This window comes from Niveispirillum sp. GW835-FHT14G11 (assembly GCF_058793615.1).
The window spans coordinates 447,714-463,976 of sequence record NZ_JBXAFZ010000001.1; the positions used below are offsets into that span (position 1 = coordinate 447,714).

A 16,263-nucleotide genomic window follows, 5' to 3' on the forward strand; every position below is an offset into this window, starting at 1 on the left:
GGGGCGGGCTGGCGGGGCCGGAAGGCCGGGGGCGGACTTCCCTGCATCGCGGGCCGGCGGTGGATGGGGCGTCCAGGGTTCCGCGGCACTGGCCGATGGCTCGGGTGGGATTGAGGCATCGGCTGCGATATTGCTTTTACGCCACAGGCAAATAAATCCTGTCGCCGGAGCCTAAAAAACTTTTTCATCCGCCCGCGACAGCCCGTTCCAGCCGCCGACAGGGATTTGCGTCCCGGCCCGTGAAAGGGGCATGCTGGCGACGAAGCGGCTTCCGTCACCGCTGGACCTGCCGGGGCGTGACGCCCGGCAGTCCGGTGCGGCCGGACGGGATCGATACGAGGATGCGCAGGTGACCGTGACCGGTATGGCTCTTGCGGATTCCAGAGATGATGATGACAGCCTGCTGGCGCGGATCGCCGACGGGGACAGGGGCGCGTTCACGCTTCTGGCCACCCGTCACAGCGCCCGCGCCCTGTCCGTAGCCCAACGCGTTCTCAACAACGCGGCGGAAGCGGACGAGGTGGTGCAGGAGGCCTGGGTCAAGGTCTGGACCAAGGCCAACCAGTGGCAGGCGGGCGGCAGCGCCCGTTTTCCAACCTGGCTACACCGTGTCGTGGTCAATCTCTGCATCGACCGTCGCCGCCGGAAAGGGTTCGAGGCGCTGGAAGATGCGCCCGACATGCCCGATCCGGCGCCGGCTGCTGGCACGCTGATTGCGCGCCGGCAGATGTCGGAAACCATTGCGGCGGCCCTGGCCGGGCTGCCGGAACGGCAAAGGGTGGCCGTCTCCCTTTGCTATTACGAGGAAATGAGCGCCGCCGAGGCCGGGCGGATGTTGGACCTTTCGGTGCCGGCGGTGGAGTCGCTGCTGGCCCGTGCCCGGCGTGCGCTGCGCGGCCGGCTGACCGCCCTGGGGATCACGGGCGTGGGGGAGGATGAAGAATGAGGGAACCGAAACCGATCGCAGGCGGGAAGAAGGCCATGGGGATGGCCGCTTTCCAGGCCCTGCTGGAACAATATGGGGCGCAGCCGCGGCGCTGGCCCGATGATCTGCGCGCCTCGGCCCAGGCCCTGCTGGACCTGTCCGTGGAGGCGCGGGCCGAACAGCAGCGGGCGGCGACGCTGGATGCGCTGCTGGACCGGCTGGACGCACCGGCTGTCAGCGAGGCGCGCATTGCCCGCGTGGTGGCCGGTGCGCTGGCCGATCTGCCGGTGTCGGGAATGGTGCGCCGCGGCATCCCTTTTTCGCGGCGTGTCGCGGGTTTGCTGGGGCCCGTGCACCTGGTCTGGCCGCGCGCGGCGGGCTTGGCGGCCTGTACGGCGGCCGGCATCCTGGTCGGCGCCTTCACGCCCGCCGCTTCCACCGCGGCTGGCGGCAATGGTGCGCAGGGCACGGTCGCGGTGGCGACCGCCAATGACCTGCCTACCGCCCTTCTGACCCCTTCCGCCCTGGAAAGCCTGTTCCAATGAACCGCGACCGCTTGATCCAGACCGCGCTGCTGGCGTCGGTCGGCTTGAACCTTTTCCTGTTGGGCACCATGGTTCCGCGCTGGCTGGGGCCGAATCCGCCGCATCCTGACAAGATGATCATGGCTGGACCGGAGGGGCCCGGCGGGCCCCTCGGCCCCGGCGCCCCCTTCTTTGCCATGCGCCGCATGCTCGATGATCTGCCGGAAGCCGATGCCAAGATCCTGAAAGATCATTTCGGTTCCGATATGGAGAAATTCACCGACAAGGCGCGATCATTTCGTGATCGCATCGATCGCCTGCGCGACCTGATGCGCGCCGATCCGTTCGACGCCCCGGCCCTGCGGGCGGAACTGGAAAGTGCCGCCGCGGAACGTGTAGGCATGGAAAAGGCCCAGACGGACGCCATTGTTGAGGTGCTGGGCAAATTGTCACCCGAAGGACGCCGCCGGCTGGCCGATATCCGGGCCCCGCGCATGATGGAGCACAGGATGCCGCCTCCGCCGCCGGGCGGGATCCCGATGGACCCCGACCGCGCCCCGATGGCGTCCCCCCCGCCGCCGGGGAGGTAAGGATAGGGCAGGGAAAAGAAGGCCGCGCCTCAGCCGGCCTTCTTTTCCGCCATCTCATCCCCGCTATTGGCGGGTTGAGGCGGTTCGGCGCTGACCGACAATTCCTCCGTCTCCATCTCGACGGATTCCGTGGCCAGCAGCAAGGGCTCAGCCTCCGCCGTCGCCTCGGCCAGGGGCTCCGGCGTCGGCGGGGCCAGCATGGCGGTGGCCATGGCCGACGTGCGGCGGCGGATGGCGCCTTCGAAGCTTGCGCCGGGCGCGATCTCCAGCAATTGCTGCACGACGTCGCCCTGTACGGTGGAGCCGTTGAGGATGAATACTTCCTCGGCGTTGATCTCCCCCTGCACACGGCCATGCACGCGCACCGTCGTGGCCAGGATATGCCCGTTCACCGAACCGGTGGCGCCGATGATCAGCTTGGAACAGGTGATGTCGCCATTGACGGTGCCTTCAACATGCACCTCGCCCGGCGTGTCCAGATTGCCCGTCACGCGCATGTCGCGACTGACAATAGAGGGCATGGGACGGTCGGATCCGCCGCCATTGCCACCGCCACCGGAGGGGCGGGCGGTGGAGCTGTCGATACGTTCCTTAACCTTCGCAAACATGCCGTCCCCTCTCCATGAAACGCAGCGGGTCCACCGGCTTGCCTTCCAGCAGCACCTCGTAATGCAGGTGCGGGCCGGAACTGCGGCCACTGTCGCCCAGCGTGCCAACCTGCCGGCCAGGGTCCAGCATTTCGCCTTCCTTAACCACGATTTTCTTCATGTGGGCATAACGGGTGCGGATACCCAGGCCGTGATCGACCTCCACCATATGGCCATAGCCCTCGTCATAGGAGATGGCGACGACGCGGCCGGCGGCGGGCAGGGTGACGGGTGATCCTTCCTTCGCCACCAGGTCCAGCCCCTGATGGGTGGCCCATTGGTTTGTGAAAGGGTCGCGCCGGCCACCGAAGCCGCTGGACACGTAGAAATTATCCACCGGCGGGGTCAGGGGCAGGTAATTGGACAGCGACCGCAGCCGGGCCTGCCGGTCCAGCCGCGACTCGAGCTGGGTCAAGGCCGCCTGCGCTGAGGGCGGCAGGCCCCCCGCCGGCAGTTCCGACAGGCCGATCAGCGGGCCGCCCATGCCGCGCTGCGGCTGGTCCAGGGCGCGCAGCACCTTGTCCAGGTTCAGGCCGGTATTCTTCAGTTCCCCCTCGATGGCGCCGATGCGCAGGTCGGCATGGTCGCTGAGGCGGGTCAGCAGGGCCACCTGGCCGGCCGCGATCTCCGTCATCCGCTGCTCATTGTGGGCCAGTTGAGCCGCCATTTCGTTGCGTTCGGTCCAGGCTGCCTCCGCTTCCGCCTGGGCCCGTCGTGCCTGGGCTTGGGCTTCGGCCAGCGCGCGCGCCAGCCCGTCGGTGGCCAGGGTCAGTGTGGGCTGTGCTTGGCCGGGGGCGGCTTCCGCCTCCTCCAGCGCCAGTGACAGGGCCGCGATGGCAACCTGGGCGCGGCGCGACGCGGCCTGCTGGCTGACATCGGTGACGAGTTGAAGCGACTCCTGGGCGGCGCGCAGATGGCTGCCACCTTCATCCGGACCGATGCGCAGTGGCGCCAGTTCGTTGCGCACGGCGGTCAGCAACTGGCGTGGCGTCTTCGATCCGTCCTTTTCCGCATTGGTCAGAACGGCCATGGCGGCATCGATACGGGCACGGGACTGCGCCTCCTCCGTCATGGCGGCATCCAGCGCCTCGCGAGCCCGGTCCAGGTCGCCGGCCACGCGGGACAGCTGATCACGGCTGTCGGCCAACTGGATGGCCAGATTCTGGGCGCCCTGGTCGACCTGGAAGATGCTGTCGCGGCTATCATGCAGGGCGAAGGCGGTAACCATCCAGCCGGCACTGGCCATCAGCATGCCGGACAGGGCAGCGGCAGCCAGCAATGCCGGACGCAGCCGCTGTCCGGGACCGATGGTCACCGACCGGATCTTGTCATCATCGACGATGATGACCCGTTCGCTGCGCATGAAAAAACCCAGCAAGCCGCCCCCCGTCACCATGCCGTGCTGTCAAATGCCGTGCTACCGACCGCGGGCTTCTCCGGCAGTGCCGGAACCCGGATCGGTTTTGACTTGGGCGAACATTTGGGTCCGCCTGGCCGGCACTGGGCGCCGGTGGGGGGAATTTAAGGGATGCACATCTTTCGGGCAAGCCATGAATCGCCAATGATGTAGGCCAAACGGATATGCAACCATCCAAAGGCAAAGGCCCGGCCCGCCTGCCTCCGGGCGATCTATTCAAGGGCGGCCCGCAGCGATGCGGCCGCCGCCCAGGGTGCCAGCGGCAGGGCCCCGGCCAGAAGTCCCGATAGTAACAGCAGGTGCGGGCGCGCCGACTGTCCCGTCAAAACCGAATCGATGGATGCTGCGGCGAAGATCAGCGCCGGGATGTAAAGGGGAAGCACAAGTAAAGGCAGAAGCACCCCGCCCCTGCGTGCCCCCAACGTCAATCCCGCTCCGATCCCGCCAATCAGGCTTAAAAGCGGGGTGACCAGCAGCAGCGTGCCCAGCAGGATGGGGAATCCATCGCCGGACAGGTTCAAAAACAGCGCCAGCAGCGGGGCGGCCAGGATCAGCGGCAGGCCGGTGACCAGCCAATGGGCCAGGATCTTGGCCGCCGCCACCGCTTCCAACGGCAGTGACGCCAGCGACAGCAACTCCAGGGATCCATCCTCGTGATCCGCCTGGAACAGCCGGTCCAGCGACAAGAGCGAGGCCAGGAGTGCTGCCACCAGGATGACCCCTGGCGCGATGCGCGACAGCACCCCCGGTTCCGGCCCGATGCCAAAGGGGAACATGATGACGCAGAGCACGAAAAACAGCACCGCCATGGCCGCGTCCGCTCCCTGGCGCAGGGCCAGGCGCAGGTCGCGGCGCAACAGCCGCAGGAAGCCCCTCATGCCGGGGCTCCCGCTTCCTCTTCTTCGGCGGCATCGTCGGCGGCGGCTCCGAAATCAGCCAGGTTCAAGGTGACGGCGCCGGCCACGTCCAGATCGCTGTGGGTGGACAGCACGACCATACCGCCCTGGATGCGATGGGCGGTGATCAGGCCCGCCAGCCGGTCGATCGAATCGCGGTCCAGCGCCGTCGCCGGTTCGTCCAGCAGCCAGAGCGGGGCCAGCCTGGCGGGTGCCAGGGCCAGACGGGCCAGGTTGACGCGCTTCTTCTGGCCCGCCGACAAATATCGGCCCGGCATGTCGGCCACATGGTCCATGGCCAATGCCTCCAGTGCCTTTTCAGCCCGGTCCTCCGGATCGGGCAACCCGTCCAACCCGGCCCAGGTCGACAGATTCTCCAGCGCGGTCAGGGTCGGCTTGACGGCATCCAGGTGTCCGGCATAGCGCAGGCGGGCCCGGTGGGCGTCGGGATCCTGGGCGATGTCGGCACCGTTCCAGGTCAGGGCGCCGGAAAAGGGATGGGACAGCCCGGCCAGCAGGCGCAGTAGGCTGGACTTGCCGCTGCCATTGGGGCCCAGCAGCAGCAGGGCACCGCCGGGTGACAGGGTGAAATCCAGGTCGCTGAACACCACCCGTTCCCCGCGCAGGCAGGTCAGGCGATGGGCGGCAAGGCCCGGTGCGGCGGGACTGGTCTGGCCCTGGTTCACGGGGGACGGCTCCTGGCATGGCGCAATGGAAGTGGCGGCCAAAATGCCAGAAATGGCTGCGCAATGGCTATAAATTCCAGACAAAGAAACGGCCACCGCGGGGGGCTTTTGCGGTGGCCGTAAATGATGTCGATCCGGGGCAGGATCGACTGGTGCGGACGGACGTTCCATATGGGGTCTGGAAAGTCCGCCAAGACGGGGTGTCTCAAACGCCTTGGCGTTTCCCAGGTGCAAGATGGAAGTCCCGCATGACCAAAGTCGGACGTGAAAGTGGCGAAAATGTGATTTGTGCTGGGGACAGCCGACCTATGCGCAATTTCATGATCCCGACATAAAAAACCGCTTTCGCCGTCAGGCAGTCGGCCCTATATAGCCGCTTATCGCAGCGCACGTGCCTATGGCCCCCACACCCGCCCGGCTGTCATTTTCAAGACAGGGCGGAGCCGTCGACCCGGTGGGGTTATGCAACGACGTAACGCGTATCCTCGTCCGTCCCTTAAAAAAGGCGGCGAATTGGAGGCTACGATGGTTGTTGTTGTTGTCGGGGGGCGGCTTGCGTCCTCCCTTTCCTATTCGTCTGATCGCGCCCTTTGCCATTGGGCGGCGATCCTTCCTGGCGTCATGACCAGTATCTGACCCGCCTGGGCCGGCCGCGTTTACGGCACGCTTGGGCGGAACCGGACCCCGATCGGGTCCGGCATAAAGCCTTTCACCCCACATCATCCGCATTATGCCGCCTCGGAGTCCACGATGACCGAGAAGATCGCCCGATTCTTCGCTGAACAGACGCCTGCGACCCCCTGCCTAGTCGTGGACCTGGACGTCGTTGCCGACAATTACGGCAAGCTGGCGACCGCCATGCCCGACAGCCGCATCTTCTATGCCGTGAAGGCCAACCCGGCGCCGGCGATCCTGCGCCTGCTGGTGGAGAACGGCTCCTGCTTCGATACGGCGTCCGTTCCGGAGATTCAGTATTGCCTGGAAGCCGGCGCCACGCCCGACCGCATCTCTTTCGGCAACACCATCAAGAAGGCTGCTGATATCCGTGCGGCGCATCAACTGGGCATCGACCTGTTCGCTTTCGACAGCATCGAGGAGTTGGAGAAGATCGCCGAGCATGCGCCGGGTGCCCGTGTCTTCTGCCGCATCCTGACCTCGGGCGAAGGGGCCGACTGGCCCCTGTCGCGCAAGTTCGGCTGTGAGCCGGACATGGCCCGCGACCTGCTGATCCAGGCATCGACGATGAATGTCCGTCCCTATGGCGTTTCCTTTCATGTCGGCAGCCAGCAGCGCGACCTGAAGCAGTGGGACATCGCGCTGTCCACTGCCGCCGCGATTTTCCGCGGCTGCGAGGAGCAGGGCGTGGTCCTGTCGATGGTGAATATGGGCGGCGGCTTCCCCACCCGCTATTTGAAAGACGTGCCTTCCAGCCAGGCCTATGGCGAGGCAATCAATGACAGCCTGCGCCGTCATTTCGGCAACCGTCTGCCCGAGACGATCATCGAACCGGGTCGCGGCATGGTGGGCAATGCCGGCATCATCCAGTCGGAAGTCGTGCTGATCTCCCGCAAGTCGGCCAATGACGACAAGCGCTGGGTCTATCTGGATATCGGCAAGTTCGGTGGTCTGGCCGAGACCATGGACGAGGCCATCCAGTATCCGATCCAGACGGACCGCGACGGTCCCGCCGAACCGGTGATCCTGGCGGGACCTACCTGCGACAGCGCCGATGTGCTGTATGAAAAGGCGGATTACCGCCTGCCGACCTCGCTGAAGATCGGCGACAAGGTGACGATCATGGCCACGGGTGCCTACACCACCACCTATTCGGCGGTGAATTTCAACGGCTTCTCGCCGCTGCACGCCTATTATATCTGATCCTGCCGGCCCTTTTGGTAACTGTAAGTACCGCACAAGCCGCCCCGGAAGGGCGGCTTGTGGCATTTTTGTGGCCAGTTGATGGAATTTTGTGCACCATTCACGCCACTGCGTATTTTTTTTGCAACACCCCGGGGGAATGTTGCACAGCAGCATCCGCAGCTTATAGGCGATCGGGTTGGAAACCCCCATAATCCGTTCGAAGCTTGGTCCGTGTCGTTCGTGGCATCAGAATTGCTGAATGATGCAAGGACCCCAACCATAAATGCCTCATAAGGAGTGGTTCATGCGTTTCTCCCGGTTGCTCTCCTCCACCGCGGTCGCTCTTGCCATGCTGGGCGGCGTTGCTGCTGCGCAGGCTGAAGACGCTCCCTTCTCTTTCTCCGGCACCGCTGCGATCACCAACGACTATGTGTTCCGCGGCTACAGCCAGACCGACAGCGACCCCGCCTTCCAGGCCGGCCTGACCGCCAGCCATGAGAGCGGCTTCTTCGTGTCCGCCTGGGGCTCGAATGTCGATCTCGGCTTTGACACCGATATCGAGGTCGATCTGATCGCCGGCTACACGAACAGCGTCGATAACCTGACCTATACGGTCGGTGGCTACTACTACACCTATCCGGGCGCCGACGGTTCCGCCGACCTGGACTATTTCGAGTTCGGCCTGGATCTGGCCTACGCCATCGACAAGGTCACGGTGACCGGCAAGGTCTATTACTCGCCGGAATTCTACGGCGTCAGCACCGATGCCTGGTACTTCGCGGGCGGCGCCTCGGTGGCTGTGACGGATAATATCTCCGTCTATGGCGCCATCGGCTTCAACGAACTGGGTGGTGGCGCCAGCTACCAGGACTACCAGGGCGGCGTTGCCGTCAAGCTGGAGCCGTTCACGGTCGATCTGAAGTACACCGACACCGACGTCAAGGGCGCCGCTCCGCTGGGCGATGGCCGTTTCGTCGCCACGCTGACCTACGCGTTCTGATAAGGGGGAGGGCGGGCCTTATCCCGCCTTCGCCTATCACAAGTCCAAGTGGTCCAGGCGCGGCCGGCCCTCCTCATCGGGGGCCGGTCGTTGCTTTTGCGGGCTATCCTTTCCCGTGCTTGCCCCTCCGGCCTTTCGGCGCGAAGATCGGCGGTGAGGGAGAGAGGTGGAACCATGTCCATCGGCAGCATCGGTACGGCCCTGTCTGGCGCCCTGGCCCAGACGCAGCGTTTGGCCGGCAGCGCCAGCAACGTGGCTAACCAGCGCAGCACGGGTGCCATCCCGGCGGCGGACGGCACCGTGCAGCCCGGCCAGACACAGGCCTATCAACCGCAGAGCATCGGACAGGTCGCTGTGACCGGTGCCAATGGCCAGGGGCAGGGCACCCGTGCCGTGGCGCGGCCCACCACGCCCGCCTATATCCCCGAATACCAGCCCGACAGCCCCAATGCGAATGCGGATGGGCTGGTGGCGGCCCCCAATGTCGATCCGGTGGCCGAACGGGTGGACCAGATCAGTTCCCTGCGCGCCTTCCAGGCCAATCTGGCCCTCATCCGCACCCAGGATGACATGGAACGCAGCGCCATCGACACGCTGGCTTGACGATACCCGTCTTCCGCGCCGCACACTTGCCGATTGCCCAATCGACAGGCAGGATGCGCGCCATGAATCCGCCATGGCGCGGGGCGATGCTGCCGTCCCGTGCCATTCACAATGATAACAGGAAGCCATCATGCTGCGCCGTTCGCTGCTGACGATCGCCCTGGCCGCCCCGCTGCTGGCCGCCTTGCCTGCCGCCGCCCAGTCGGCCGGCGTGGATTTCTCCGGCCGGGATCCCATCGTGCTGGATGTCGCCAGCATTGATGTGGAAAGCCGCTATTCCCCGCCGATGCAGCCACCCAATGTCGATCACGAAATCCCCGTGACCCCGTCGGACGCTGTGCGCCTTTGGGCCAGCGCGTGCCTTAAGGCCGGCGGGTCGCAGGGCAAGGCCCGGGTGATCATCCGCGATGCATCGATCGTTGAACTGGACCTGAAGACGACCAAGGGCATCAAGGGCTGGTTCACCAAGGATCAGTCGCAGAAATATGAAGGCAAGATCCAGGTCGAGATCTCGGTGGAGGACACGGCGCGCGGCGTCACCGGTGCCGTGTCGGCCACCGTCGCCCGTGCCACTACCGTGGCGGAGGATGTGACCCTGGCCCAGCGGGAAAAGACCATGCTGGACCTGGTCCGCGACCTGGCCGGTGACCTGGATGTCGAACTGGACAAGAGTATCCGGACCAACATGTTCCCGGCGATTCTCATCGATCAGGGGAACATGGTTCAGGGGAAATAGTCAGGGGATAGGGGGAGGCATCCACGCTTCCACCCTGTTCCGGCCGCCATGCTTGGCGGCATAGAGCGCCTGGTCGGCCCGGTCGACCAGCGCGTCCACGCTAAGGCCCGCCGCCGCCTCCGCCGCCCCGAAGCTGGCGGTGACACGCAGCACCTGCCCGTCGGCCAGTTGCACCGGGTTGGCCGCCAGATCGGCCCGCAGCCTTTCCAGCACCAGCAGCGACTCCGGCAGCGACGTTTCCTTCAGGAGGATCAGGATTTCCTCACCCCCCATGCGGAAGGCCTCATCGATGGCGCGGATACCGCGGGTCAGGCAGCCGGCTGCCGCCACCAGCACGCGGTCGCCCGCCTCATGGCCATAGGTGTCGTTGACCGACTTGAACTTGTCCAGGTCGCACAAGGCCACACAGAAGGGCTGGCCGGTGCGGGCGAAGCGCGCCAGTTCGCGCGCCACCTCATCGGCCAGGCCGGTGCGGTTGCGCAGGCCCGTCAGCATGTCGATGCCGCTTCCGGCCACCGACAGCGCCCGCTCGATGCGCCGGCATTGCTGGATGAATTCCTCGAACCGTTCCAGCACGGCACTGTAGGTGCCGTAATCCGGTACATCGCCCTCCGCCGCCCGCATCAGGGTCAGGCGGCCCATGCGGTGCAGCTGGTCATGCAGCTGCACCAGCCGGTCGAAGGCGGGCTGGTGCGCCACGCTGCCCTTTTTCACCCGCACCACCCAGGTGGCGAATCCCGATGGTTCGGGGGCCGCCTCCGGCCCCGTCTGGCCATTATCGCGGGGGAACAGGGCGGCCTTGTGCCATAGCGTCAGCCAGCGCAGATGCTCGTCCACCACGGCCGACAGGCCGGCCACGATGGCGGACGCCGCATTGCTGCCACTGGCCGGCGGGTTCATTCGCTATCCCCTGGCTGCCACACCCATTTGCGCCGCGCCTCGGCCAGGGTGCCCGTCTGGATGGCCGCACGCACGTCGCGCATCAGGCGGTTCATGGTGTGGACATTGTGCATTGTCAGCAGCTGCATGCCCAGCATCTCCTCCGCCTTCAGCAGGTGGTGGACATAACCACGGCTGGCCGTACGGCAGGCATAACAGCCGCAGTCGGGATCGATGGGGCCGTCATCATCCTTGAACCGGGCATTGCGCATGTTCAACCGCTCCCCTTTCACACCGGGCGCCAGGGCCCAGCCGTGGCGGGCGATTCGCGTCGGGCTGACACAGTCGAACGTGTCGATGCCCAGCGCCACGCCTTCGAAAATATCGACAATGCCGCCGATACCGAGAAGATGGACGGGCCGGGTGGGATGCACATGCGCCATGGCCATGCCCACTACCTCATGCATCTGCTCCCGCGTCGCCCCCAGGCAGCCGCCGACGGCGGTGGCGAAGAAATCCTGGGATGCGACGATCTCCGCACTCTCCTTGCGCAGGTCCGGATAGACCCCGCCCTGGACGATGCCATACATGGCCTGCGGCAGACCATTGGCCGAGATGCCGCCAAACTCCTTGAACGCCGCCAGCGACCGGTCGCCCCAGCGGTGCGACATCTTCATCGACCGCGCGGTGTATTTCCGGTCCACATGGAAGGGCGTGCATTCATCCAGCTGCACGACAAAATCCGGGCCCAGCTTGCGCTGGATATCGATGCTCTTCTCCGGCGTCAGGAACAGCTTTTCCCCGTTGGTATAGGACCGGAAGGTCGCCCCCTCCTCAGTGATCTTCAGCAGGGTCTTCTCGCGCGTCGTCGTCCGCCGCCCCTTCACCTCATCCGCGACCGACCCATGGCCCATGGCGAAAATCTGGTACCCGCCGCTATCGGTCAGCATCGGCCCATGCCAGTTCATCATCTTGTGCAGGCCCCCCAACCTGGCGACGATGTCGGCGCCCGGCTGGATCATCAGATGATAGGTGTTGGCCAGGATGATGTCGGTCTTCTCGTCGCGCATCTGCTCCGTGGTCAGGCCCTTGATGGCCGCCTTGGTGCCGCAGAAAATGAAATTCGGCGTCTGGATGGCGCCATGCGGCGTGGACAACGTGCCGATCCGGGCCTTGCTGCCGGCCAGGTCACGGTGGGTGATGTCGAAGGAGAAGCCGGGATAGGAGATGGACATCGGGAACGGGAACTTTCAGGTCGGTAAGGATGGGGGGCGCGTCAAGCGGCCGCCCTTGCTGCCTATGGGTATTGGCGAAATTTGGCGGGTTTGTACAGAAGCGGCAGCGAATGGCTGGCCGCCATCCGCACTGCATCAGCGGAAAATCTGCACCAGAAGCCCGGCGGCACAGGCCAGGAAGGTCACGTGCTGTATCATCATGGCGATGGCCCGTGGGGCCGGCATGTCGGTCAGCAACATGCCGGCTGCGTGCAGCAGACGGGTGATGGCGAAGCTGGTCGCGATCCCGACAACCACCGGCATTGACATGCCCGAAGCTTCCAGCAGGCCCAAACAGATCAGGGCGAGCGGGGCGTATTCGACGAAATTGCCATGCGCCCGCACGCGGCGTCGCAGGGGCATATCCCCGCCATCGCCGAAGCTGACGCCACCGATGGCAACCCGTCGTAGCGAAACGAGAAAGCCCAGGGCGGTAACCATGAAGGCGAACAATGCCGCACAGGTGGCGGTAATCGGCAACGCGCTCAATCATTCCTCCTGAAGCGGGGCATTAATGGTACCTTGCAAAACACAAGTCACAGGGTGGATGAGCGACTTGTGTTTTGCAAGTGACGAATGGAGAGTGCGATCTTGAATGAACCCGCATTGGGGGAGCAACGTCGCTCCGGCTGCCCCATCGCGTCGTCCCTCGACATTCTGGGAGACCGTTGGACATTGCTGATCGTCCGTGACCTGATCAATGGCAAGAGCCGGTTCGGGGAGTTTCTGACATCGCCGGAAGGGATCACGACCTCTGTCCTGGCCAGCCGCCTGAAGCGGATGGAGATTCAGGGGCTCGTCCGCTCCCGACTCTATGAGGCGCACCCCAAGCGCTATCTCTATGAACTGACCGAGATGGGAAGGGCGCTGCTGCCGGTACTTCAGGACCTTTGCCGCTGGGGCAACCGCTGGATCGGTGAAACCTGGGTGCCGCCCGCCGCCTTCATGGATCGCCAGCCGGAAGATTGATCCCTATACCGGTAATCCGCCAATCCGCCGCACCATGCGCCGCGACAGGTACATGAAGGGCGTGTCCAGCAGCGACAGCACGACGCGCATGCCGTAGGTGCCCAATATATAGGTATAGAGCAGCGCCTCCCAACCCACCGGGTCCGGCGCGAACACCACCCAGGCCAGGACGCTGAAGATCACATTGTCGACCAGGGCCGACAGCATCGTGCTGCCATTGTTGCGCAGCCACAGGTGCCGGTCGCCGGTCGCACCCCGGATGCGCTGATAGACCCAGACATCGAACAACTGGCTGGTCAGATAGGCCGTCATGCCGGCCGCGAACAGGGCCGGGGCGGGGGTGAACAAGGCGGCGATATGGTCCTGCATGGGCAGGGCCCAGCCCATGTCCGTGCCCGCCTGTTCCGCGCTCATGGGGCGGAAGCCCAGGGTCAGGATCATGAAGATCGTGAACAGCAGATAGGCGGCAAAGCCCAGGAACACCGCCTTGCGCGCCGCGTCCCGCCCGTAATGTTCGGTCAGGATGTCGGTGGCCAGATATGTCGATCCGAACAGCACCGTGCCCATGGCCACCGGATGGTCATAGAAACCGAACTGCACGGCCTTCAGCACCTCCACATTCGCCGCGATGACGGCGGTGGCGATGTAGAGATAGAGGCCCGGCGCGCCGAACAGCCTGGTCATCAGCAGTATGACGCCGAAGCAGAACAAGGCCTGGAACAGCAGCAACGCCTCTGGCGGCACCCCGTTCAGAAAGGCGATCAGATCGGCGGGCGAGAGCGACATGGGGAAGGGTCCCGGACAGCGGGCTTGTTAAGAGAGTTGCTGCAAACGGCAGCGGCCCCGCGAAACGACCCGAACGGGTGTCTCGCGGGGCCGACGATACCGTCAGCAGCGATACTGGAACCGAAAGACGCCGATCAGGCGGCGGTCTTGGCGGCCAGCACCTTCTGGATCTGCTTCTTCACCTTGCGGGCATCGACGTCCAGCTTGGTGTCGGCGATGTCCAGCAGGGCGGCGTCCAGGCCACCCTTATGCTCGATCGTGCGGATGCCGTTGGTCGACAGGCGCAGGCGGACCATGCGGCCCAGCGCGTCGGACATCAGCGAGGTTTCCTGCAGGTTCGGCAGGAAGCGCCGGCGGGACTTGTTGTTGGCGTGGGACACGTTGTTACCGGTCTGCACACCCTTGCCGGTCACGGCGCACTTGCGGGACATGGAACACCTATTCTCTATGCTGCTGGCGGCCACGGAAACGACGCACCGGGGCCGACCTTGAGACGAAACTGACCTTGCCGGCCAGGGCGGTCCCCGGCCAACGAAGCCGCGTTGATAAACGAGGGGTGGTGCAGAGTCAAGCCCATGGGGCCCAGAAAGCACCGGCAAGTCCGCCATGCGCCCATACGCATGCACACTTTCCTCAACGCCCCATTCCTTATAGACTCCGGCCTCAGCAATCCAGTGCAACCGCAGCAGGCATGCCATGGTCGATACGCGCATGAACCCCACGTCCACCGGCCCCACGGGTCTGGGTGGCTCTGCCATCGAAGGCGGCGGGCGGCGCAGCGTGCTGGCCGTCAGTGGTCCCGGTGGGCGCCCCATCCCCATGGGCCGGCCCGGCAACCGCTGGCCCAACGCCAAGGAACTGGCGGCGCTGATCGTGGATGGCATGCTGCGCCTGCCCGCCCGCTATCGCCGCGGCATGTTCCTGGATGTGCTGACGTAACACCTGATGCCGTAGGTCAGGTCGAGGCGAATGCCGAGCCCTGACATCCCGTCGCATTGTCGCCTGTCAGGGCTCGCCTCCGGCTCGACCTGACCTACGAGATCGCCTTTGCCCCGCCTTGCCCTTTACCAGCCCGACATTCCCCAGAATGCCGGCACCCTGATGCGCCTGGGCGCCTGTACCGGCGTCGGGTTGGACATTATCGAGCCCTGCGGCTTCATCCTGGACGACAAGCGCATGAAGCGCTCCGTCATGGATTATGCCGACCATGCGGACGTGAGCCGCCATGTCAGCTGGACCGCCTTTCAGGCCCAGCGCCGGGGTCGTCTGGTGCTGCTGACCACCCGCGGGGCCGTGCCCTATACGGACGTCGCCTACCACCCCGATGATATCCTGCTGCTGGGCCGGGAAAGTGCGGGTGTGCCGGACGATGTGCATGCGGTGGCGGACCTGCGGGTGCTGATCCCCATGCGGCCGGGCACCCGTTCGCTGAACGTGGCCATCGCCGCCGCCATGGTGCTGGGCGAGGTATTGCGGCAGGTCGGAAGCCGTGCGGACGAAACAGCCATTCCAAGCACGGGTGCTTCGGGTTAAACCTTGATCCCAGTATTCCCCTTGCCGGATTCGCCGATGCCCACCCCCCTTCCCACCCCGGAGATTCTGGACGACCGCAAAGCCCAGGCCCGCGCCTGGTTTGAATTGCTGCGTGATCGGATCTGCGCCGCGTTCGAGACGCTGGAAGACGAGTTGGCATCGGGCCCGCACGCGGACCTGCCGCCGGGACGGTTTGAGCGCAAGGCATGGGACCGCCCCAACCATGATGGCACCGACGGCGGCGGCGGCGTCATGGGCATCATGAAGGGCCGGGTGTTCGAGAAGGTGGGGGTGAATGTGTCCACCGTCCATGGCACCTTCTCCCCCGAATTCCGGGGCGCCATCACCGGTGCCGGCGACGATGGGCATTTTTGGGCCAGCGGCATCAGTCTGGTGGCCCATATGCGCAGCCCGCTGGTACCCGCCGTTCACATGAATACCCGCATGCTGGTGACCAGCCAGAACTGGTTCGGCGGCGGCGCCGACCTGACGCCGATGTTCCTGGAAGGGCTGGAGACCGAACAGGACAAGGCGGAATTCCACGCCGCCCTGAAGGCGGCCTGCGACGCGCATGGCGGCGACTATTACGCGCGGTTCAAGGAATGGTGTGACCGCTATTTCTTCCTGCCGCATCGTAACGAGCCGCGCGGCGTGGGCGGCATCTTCTATGACCAGCTGGATACCGGCGACTGGGCGGCCGATTTCGCCTTTACCCGCGCGGTGGGAGAGGCGTTCCTGGATGTGTATCCCCGCATCGTGGCGCGGCGCATGCTTGCCCCCTGGACGGCCGCACAGCGCGAGCATCAGCTGGTTCGCCGCGGCCGCTATGTCGAGTTCAACCTGCTGCATGACCGCGGCACCCTGTTCGGTCTGAAGACCGGCGGGAATATCGAGGCCATCCTGATGAGCCTGCCGCCCGAAGTGAAGTGGCCTTGATC

General features: G+C 65.2%; 20 protein-coding genes. 11 read left to right on the forward strand and 9 right to left on the reverse strand.

From position 1 onward, the window contains the following. The first annotated feature begins 250 nt into the window (after positions 1–250). Genes AC1Q7F_RS02205 through AC1Q7F_RS02215 form a run of 3 tightly spaced genes read left to right on the forward strand, consistent with a single transcriptional unit; the run spans position 251 to position 2,039 of the window. The gene (locus tag AC1Q7F_RS02205) at positions 251–946 is read left to right on the forward strand and encodes an RNA polymerase sigma factor (protein ID WP_492503345.1); all 696 of its coding nucleotides are present in this window, start codon (positions 251–253) and stop codon (positions 944–946) included. Then, positions 943–1,470, forward strand: coding sequence for a hypothetical protein (locus AC1Q7F_RS02210; protein ID WP_492503347.1), 528 nt, complete (start codon positions 943–945; stop codon positions 1,468–1,470). Before AC1Q7F_RS02205 ends, AC1Q7F_RS02210 begins: the two co-directional genes overlap by 4 nt. Further along, complete coding sequence (locus tag AC1Q7F_RS02215; protein WP_492503349.1) at positions 1,467–2,039, forward strand: periplasmic heavy metal sensor; 573 nt, start codon at positions 1,467–1,469, stop codon at positions 2,037–2,039. The genes AC1Q7F_RS02210 and AC1Q7F_RS02215 overlap by 4 nt, the downstream gene beginning before the upstream one ends. A gap of 29 nt (positions 2,040–2,068) precedes the next feature. On the opposite strand, the gene AC1Q7F_RS02220 is transcribed toward AC1Q7F_RS02215, so the two are convergent. The 4 genes from AC1Q7F_RS02220 to ccmA form a co-directional block, all read right to left on the reverse strand. Next, on the reverse strand, positions 2,069–2,647 hold the full coding sequence (locus tag AC1Q7F_RS02220) for a bactofilin family protein (protein WP_492503351.1): 579 nt from the start codon (positions 2,645–2,647) through the stop codon (positions 2,069–2,071). Then, complete coding sequence (locus AC1Q7F_RS02225) at positions 2,631–4,049, reverse strand: peptidoglycan DD-metalloendopeptidase family protein (protein ID WP_492503353.1); 1,419 nt, start codon at positions 4,047–4,049, stop codon at positions 2,631–2,633. Before AC1Q7F_RS02225 ends, AC1Q7F_RS02220 begins: the two co-directional genes overlap by 17 nt. Before the next feature lie 266 nt (positions 4,050–4,315). Next, positions 4,316–4,981 carry a heme exporter protein CcmB gene (gene ccmB, locus AC1Q7F_RS02230; protein WP_492503355.1) on the reverse strand — a complete coding sequence of 222 codons (666 nt, stop codon included), beginning with the start codon at positions 4,979–4,981 and terminating at the stop codon, positions 4,316–4,318. Beyond that, complete coding sequence (ccmA, locus tag AC1Q7F_RS02235; protein WP_492503356.1) at positions 4,978–5,685, reverse strand: heme ABC exporter ATP-binding protein CcmA; 708 nt, start codon at positions 5,683–5,685, stop codon at positions 4,978–4,980. The genes ccmB and ccmA overlap by 4 nt, the downstream gene beginning before the upstream one ends. 750 nt (positions 5,686–6,435) lie before the next feature. Between ccmA and AC1Q7F_RS02240 the strand changes: the two genes are divergently transcribed. From AC1Q7F_RS02240 to AC1Q7F_RS02255, 4 genes are all read left to right on the forward strand, one after another. Then, positions 6,436–7,563, forward strand: a complete 1,128-nt coding sequence (locus tag AC1Q7F_RS02240) for a type III PLP-dependent enzyme (protein WP_492503358.1) — start codon at positions 6,436–6,438, stop codon at positions 7,561–7,563. Positions 7,564–7,849: 286 nt separating this feature from the next. Next, positions 7,850–8,545, forward strand: coding sequence for a TorF family putative porin (locus AC1Q7F_RS02245; protein ID WP_492503360.1), 696 nt, complete (start codon positions 7,850–7,852; stop codon positions 8,543–8,545). Between the two features lie 174 nt (positions 8,546–8,719). Further along, positions 8,720–9,148: a flagellar basal body rod protein FlgC gene (locus AC1Q7F_RS02250; protein ID WP_492503362.1), complete on the forward strand. Its 429-nt coding sequence runs from the start codon at positions 8,720–8,722 to the stop codon at positions 9,146–9,148. Between the two features lie 130 nt (positions 9,149–9,278). Then, on the forward strand, positions 9,279–9,884 hold the full coding sequence (locus AC1Q7F_RS02255) for a hypothetical protein (protein ID WP_492503363.1): 606 nt from the start codon (positions 9,279–9,281) through the stop codon (positions 9,882–9,884). Here AC1Q7F_RS02255 and AC1Q7F_RS02260 read toward each other — a convergent pair whose 3' ends face one another. The 3 genes from AC1Q7F_RS02260 to AC1Q7F_RS02270 form a co-directional block, all read right to left on the reverse strand. Beyond that, positions 9,885–10,784, reverse strand: coding sequence for a diguanylate cyclase (locus tag AC1Q7F_RS02260; protein WP_492503365.1), 900 nt, complete (start codon positions 10,782–10,784; stop codon positions 9,885–9,887). After that, positions 10,781–11,998 carry a tRNA guanosine(34) transglycosylase Tgt gene (gene tgt / locus AC1Q7F_RS02265; protein WP_492503367.1) on the reverse strand — a complete coding sequence of 406 codons (1,218 nt, stop codon included), beginning with the start codon at positions 11,996–11,998 and terminating at the stop codon, positions 10,781–10,783. The genes AC1Q7F_RS02260 and tgt overlap by 4 nt, the downstream gene beginning before the upstream one ends. A gap of 135 nt (positions 11,999–12,133) precedes the next feature. Then, positions 12,134–12,526, reverse strand: coding sequence for an MAPEG family protein (locus AC1Q7F_RS02270; protein ID WP_492503369.1), 393 nt, complete (start codon positions 12,524–12,526; stop codon positions 12,134–12,136). A gap of 102 nt (positions 12,527–12,628) precedes the next feature. Here AC1Q7F_RS02270 and AC1Q7F_RS02275 point away from each other — a divergent pair, with 102 nt between their 5' ends. Beyond that, a complete protein-coding gene (locus tag AC1Q7F_RS02275) occupies positions 12,629–13,006 on the forward strand; it encodes a winged helix-turn-helix transcriptional regulator (RefSeq protein ID WP_492503371.1) in 378 nt (125 codons plus the stop codon). 3 nt (positions 13,007–13,009) lie between these two features. Here AC1Q7F_RS02275 and AC1Q7F_RS02280 read toward each other — a convergent pair whose 3' ends face one another. Together AC1Q7F_RS02280 and rpmB are read right to left on the reverse strand one after the other, a co-directional pair. Then, positions 13,010–13,792 (reverse strand): queuosine precursor transporter, encoded by a 783-nt coding sequence (locus tag AC1Q7F_RS02280; RefSeq protein WP_492503373.1) that lies wholly within the window; start codon positions 13,790–13,792, stop codon positions 13,010–13,012. Positions 13,793–13,926: 134 nt separating this feature from the next. Beyond that, on the reverse strand, positions 13,927–14,223 hold the full coding sequence (rpmB, locus tag AC1Q7F_RS02285; protein ID WP_421899068.1) for a 50S ribosomal protein L28: 297 nt from the start codon (positions 14,221–14,223) through the stop codon (positions 13,927–13,929). Between the two features lie 265 nt (positions 14,224–14,488). On the opposite strand from rpmB, the gene AC1Q7F_RS02290 reads away from it, so the two are divergent. The 3 genes from AC1Q7F_RS02290 (at position 14,489) to hemF (ending at position 16,261) form a co-directional block, all read left to right on the forward strand. Next, a complete protein-coding gene (locus tag AC1Q7F_RS02290; RefSeq protein ID WP_492503375.1) occupies positions 14,489–14,731 on the forward strand; it encodes a hypothetical protein in 243 nt (80 codons plus the stop codon). 108 nt (positions 14,732–14,839) lie between these two features. Continuing rightward, positions 14,840–15,325 (forward strand): tRNA (cytidine(34)-2'-O)-methyltransferase, encoded by a 486-nt coding sequence (locus tag AC1Q7F_RS02295; protein WP_492503377.1) that lies wholly within the window; start codon positions 14,840–14,842, stop codon positions 15,323–15,325. 36 nt (positions 15,326–15,361) lie between these two features. Beyond that, the gene (gene hemF / locus AC1Q7F_RS02300; protein WP_492503379.1) at positions 15,362–16,261 is read left to right on the forward strand and encodes an oxygen-dependent coproporphyrinogen oxidase; all 900 of its coding nucleotides are present in this window, start codon (positions 15,362–15,364) and stop codon (positions 16,259–16,261) included. The last annotated feature ends 2 nt before the right edge of the window (positions 16,262–16,263 follow it).

Excerpts from the sequence above, each read along its gene's own strand:
- AC1Q7F_RS02205 (WP_492503345.1), top strand. The coding sequence starts at position 251 with ATGCTGGCGACGAAGCGGCTTCCGTCACCGCTGGACCTGCCGGGGCGT.
- AC1Q7F_RS02290 (WP_492503375.1), top strand. The coding sequence starts at position 14,489 with ATGGTCGATACGCGCATGAACCCCACGTCCACCGGCCCCACGGGTCTG.
- AC1Q7F_RS02240 (WP_492503358.1), top strand. The coding sequence starts at position 6,436 with ATGACCGAGAAGATCGCCCGATTCTTCGCTGAACAGACGCCTGCGACC.
- AC1Q7F_RS02280 (WP_492503373.1), bottom strand. The coding sequence starts at position 13,792 with ATGTCGCTCTCGCCCGCCGATCTGATCGCCTTTCTGAACGGGGTGCCG.
- AC1Q7F_RS02255 (WP_492503363.1), top strand. The coding sequence starts at position 9,279 with ATGCTGCGCCGTTCGCTGCTGACGATCGCCCTGGCCGCCCCGCTGCTG.
- AC1Q7F_RS02210 (WP_492503347.1), top strand. The coding sequence starts at position 943 with ATGAGGGAACCGAAACCGATCGCAGGCGGGAAGAAGGCCATGGGGATG.
- tgt (WP_492503367.1), bottom strand. The coding sequence starts at position 11,998 with ATGTCCATCTCCTATCCCGGCTTCTCCTTCGACATCACCCACCGTGAC.
- AC1Q7F_RS02250 (WP_492503362.1), top strand. The coding sequence starts at position 8,720 with ATGTCCATCGGCAGCATCGGTACGGCCCTGTCTGGCGCCCTGGCCCAG.
- hemF (WP_492503379.1), top strand. The coding sequence starts at position 15,362 with ATGCCCACCCCCCTTCCCACCCCGGAGATTCTGGACGACCGCAAAGCC.
- AC1Q7F_RS02260 (WP_492503365.1), bottom strand. The coding sequence starts at position 10,784 with ATGAACCCGCCGGCCAGTGGCAGCAATGCGGCGTCCGCCATCGTGGCC.
- AC1Q7F_RS02215 (WP_492503349.1), top strand. The coding sequence starts at position 1,467 with ATGAACCGCGACCGCTTGATCCAGACCGCGCTGCTGGCGTCGGTCGGC.
- AC1Q7F_RS02220 (WP_492503351.1), bottom strand. The coding sequence starts at position 2,647 with ATGTTTGCGAAGGTTAAGGAACGTATCGACAGCTCCACCGCCCGCCCC.
- rpmB (WP_421899068.1), bottom strand. The coding sequence starts at position 14,223 with ATGTCCCGCAAGTGCGCCGTGACCGGCAAGGGTGTGCAGACCGGTAAC.
- ccmB (WP_492503355.1), bottom strand. The coding sequence starts at position 4,981 with ATGAGGGGCTTCCTGCGGCTGTTGCGCCGCGACCTGCGCCTGGCCCTG.
- AC1Q7F_RS02245 (WP_492503360.1), top strand. The coding sequence starts at position 7,850 with ATGCGTTTCTCCCGGTTGCTCTCCTCCACCGCGGTCGCTCTTGCCATG.
- AC1Q7F_RS02225 (WP_492503353.1), bottom strand. The coding sequence starts at position 4,049 with ATGCGCAGCGAACGGGTCATCATCGTCGATGATGACAAGATCCGGTCG.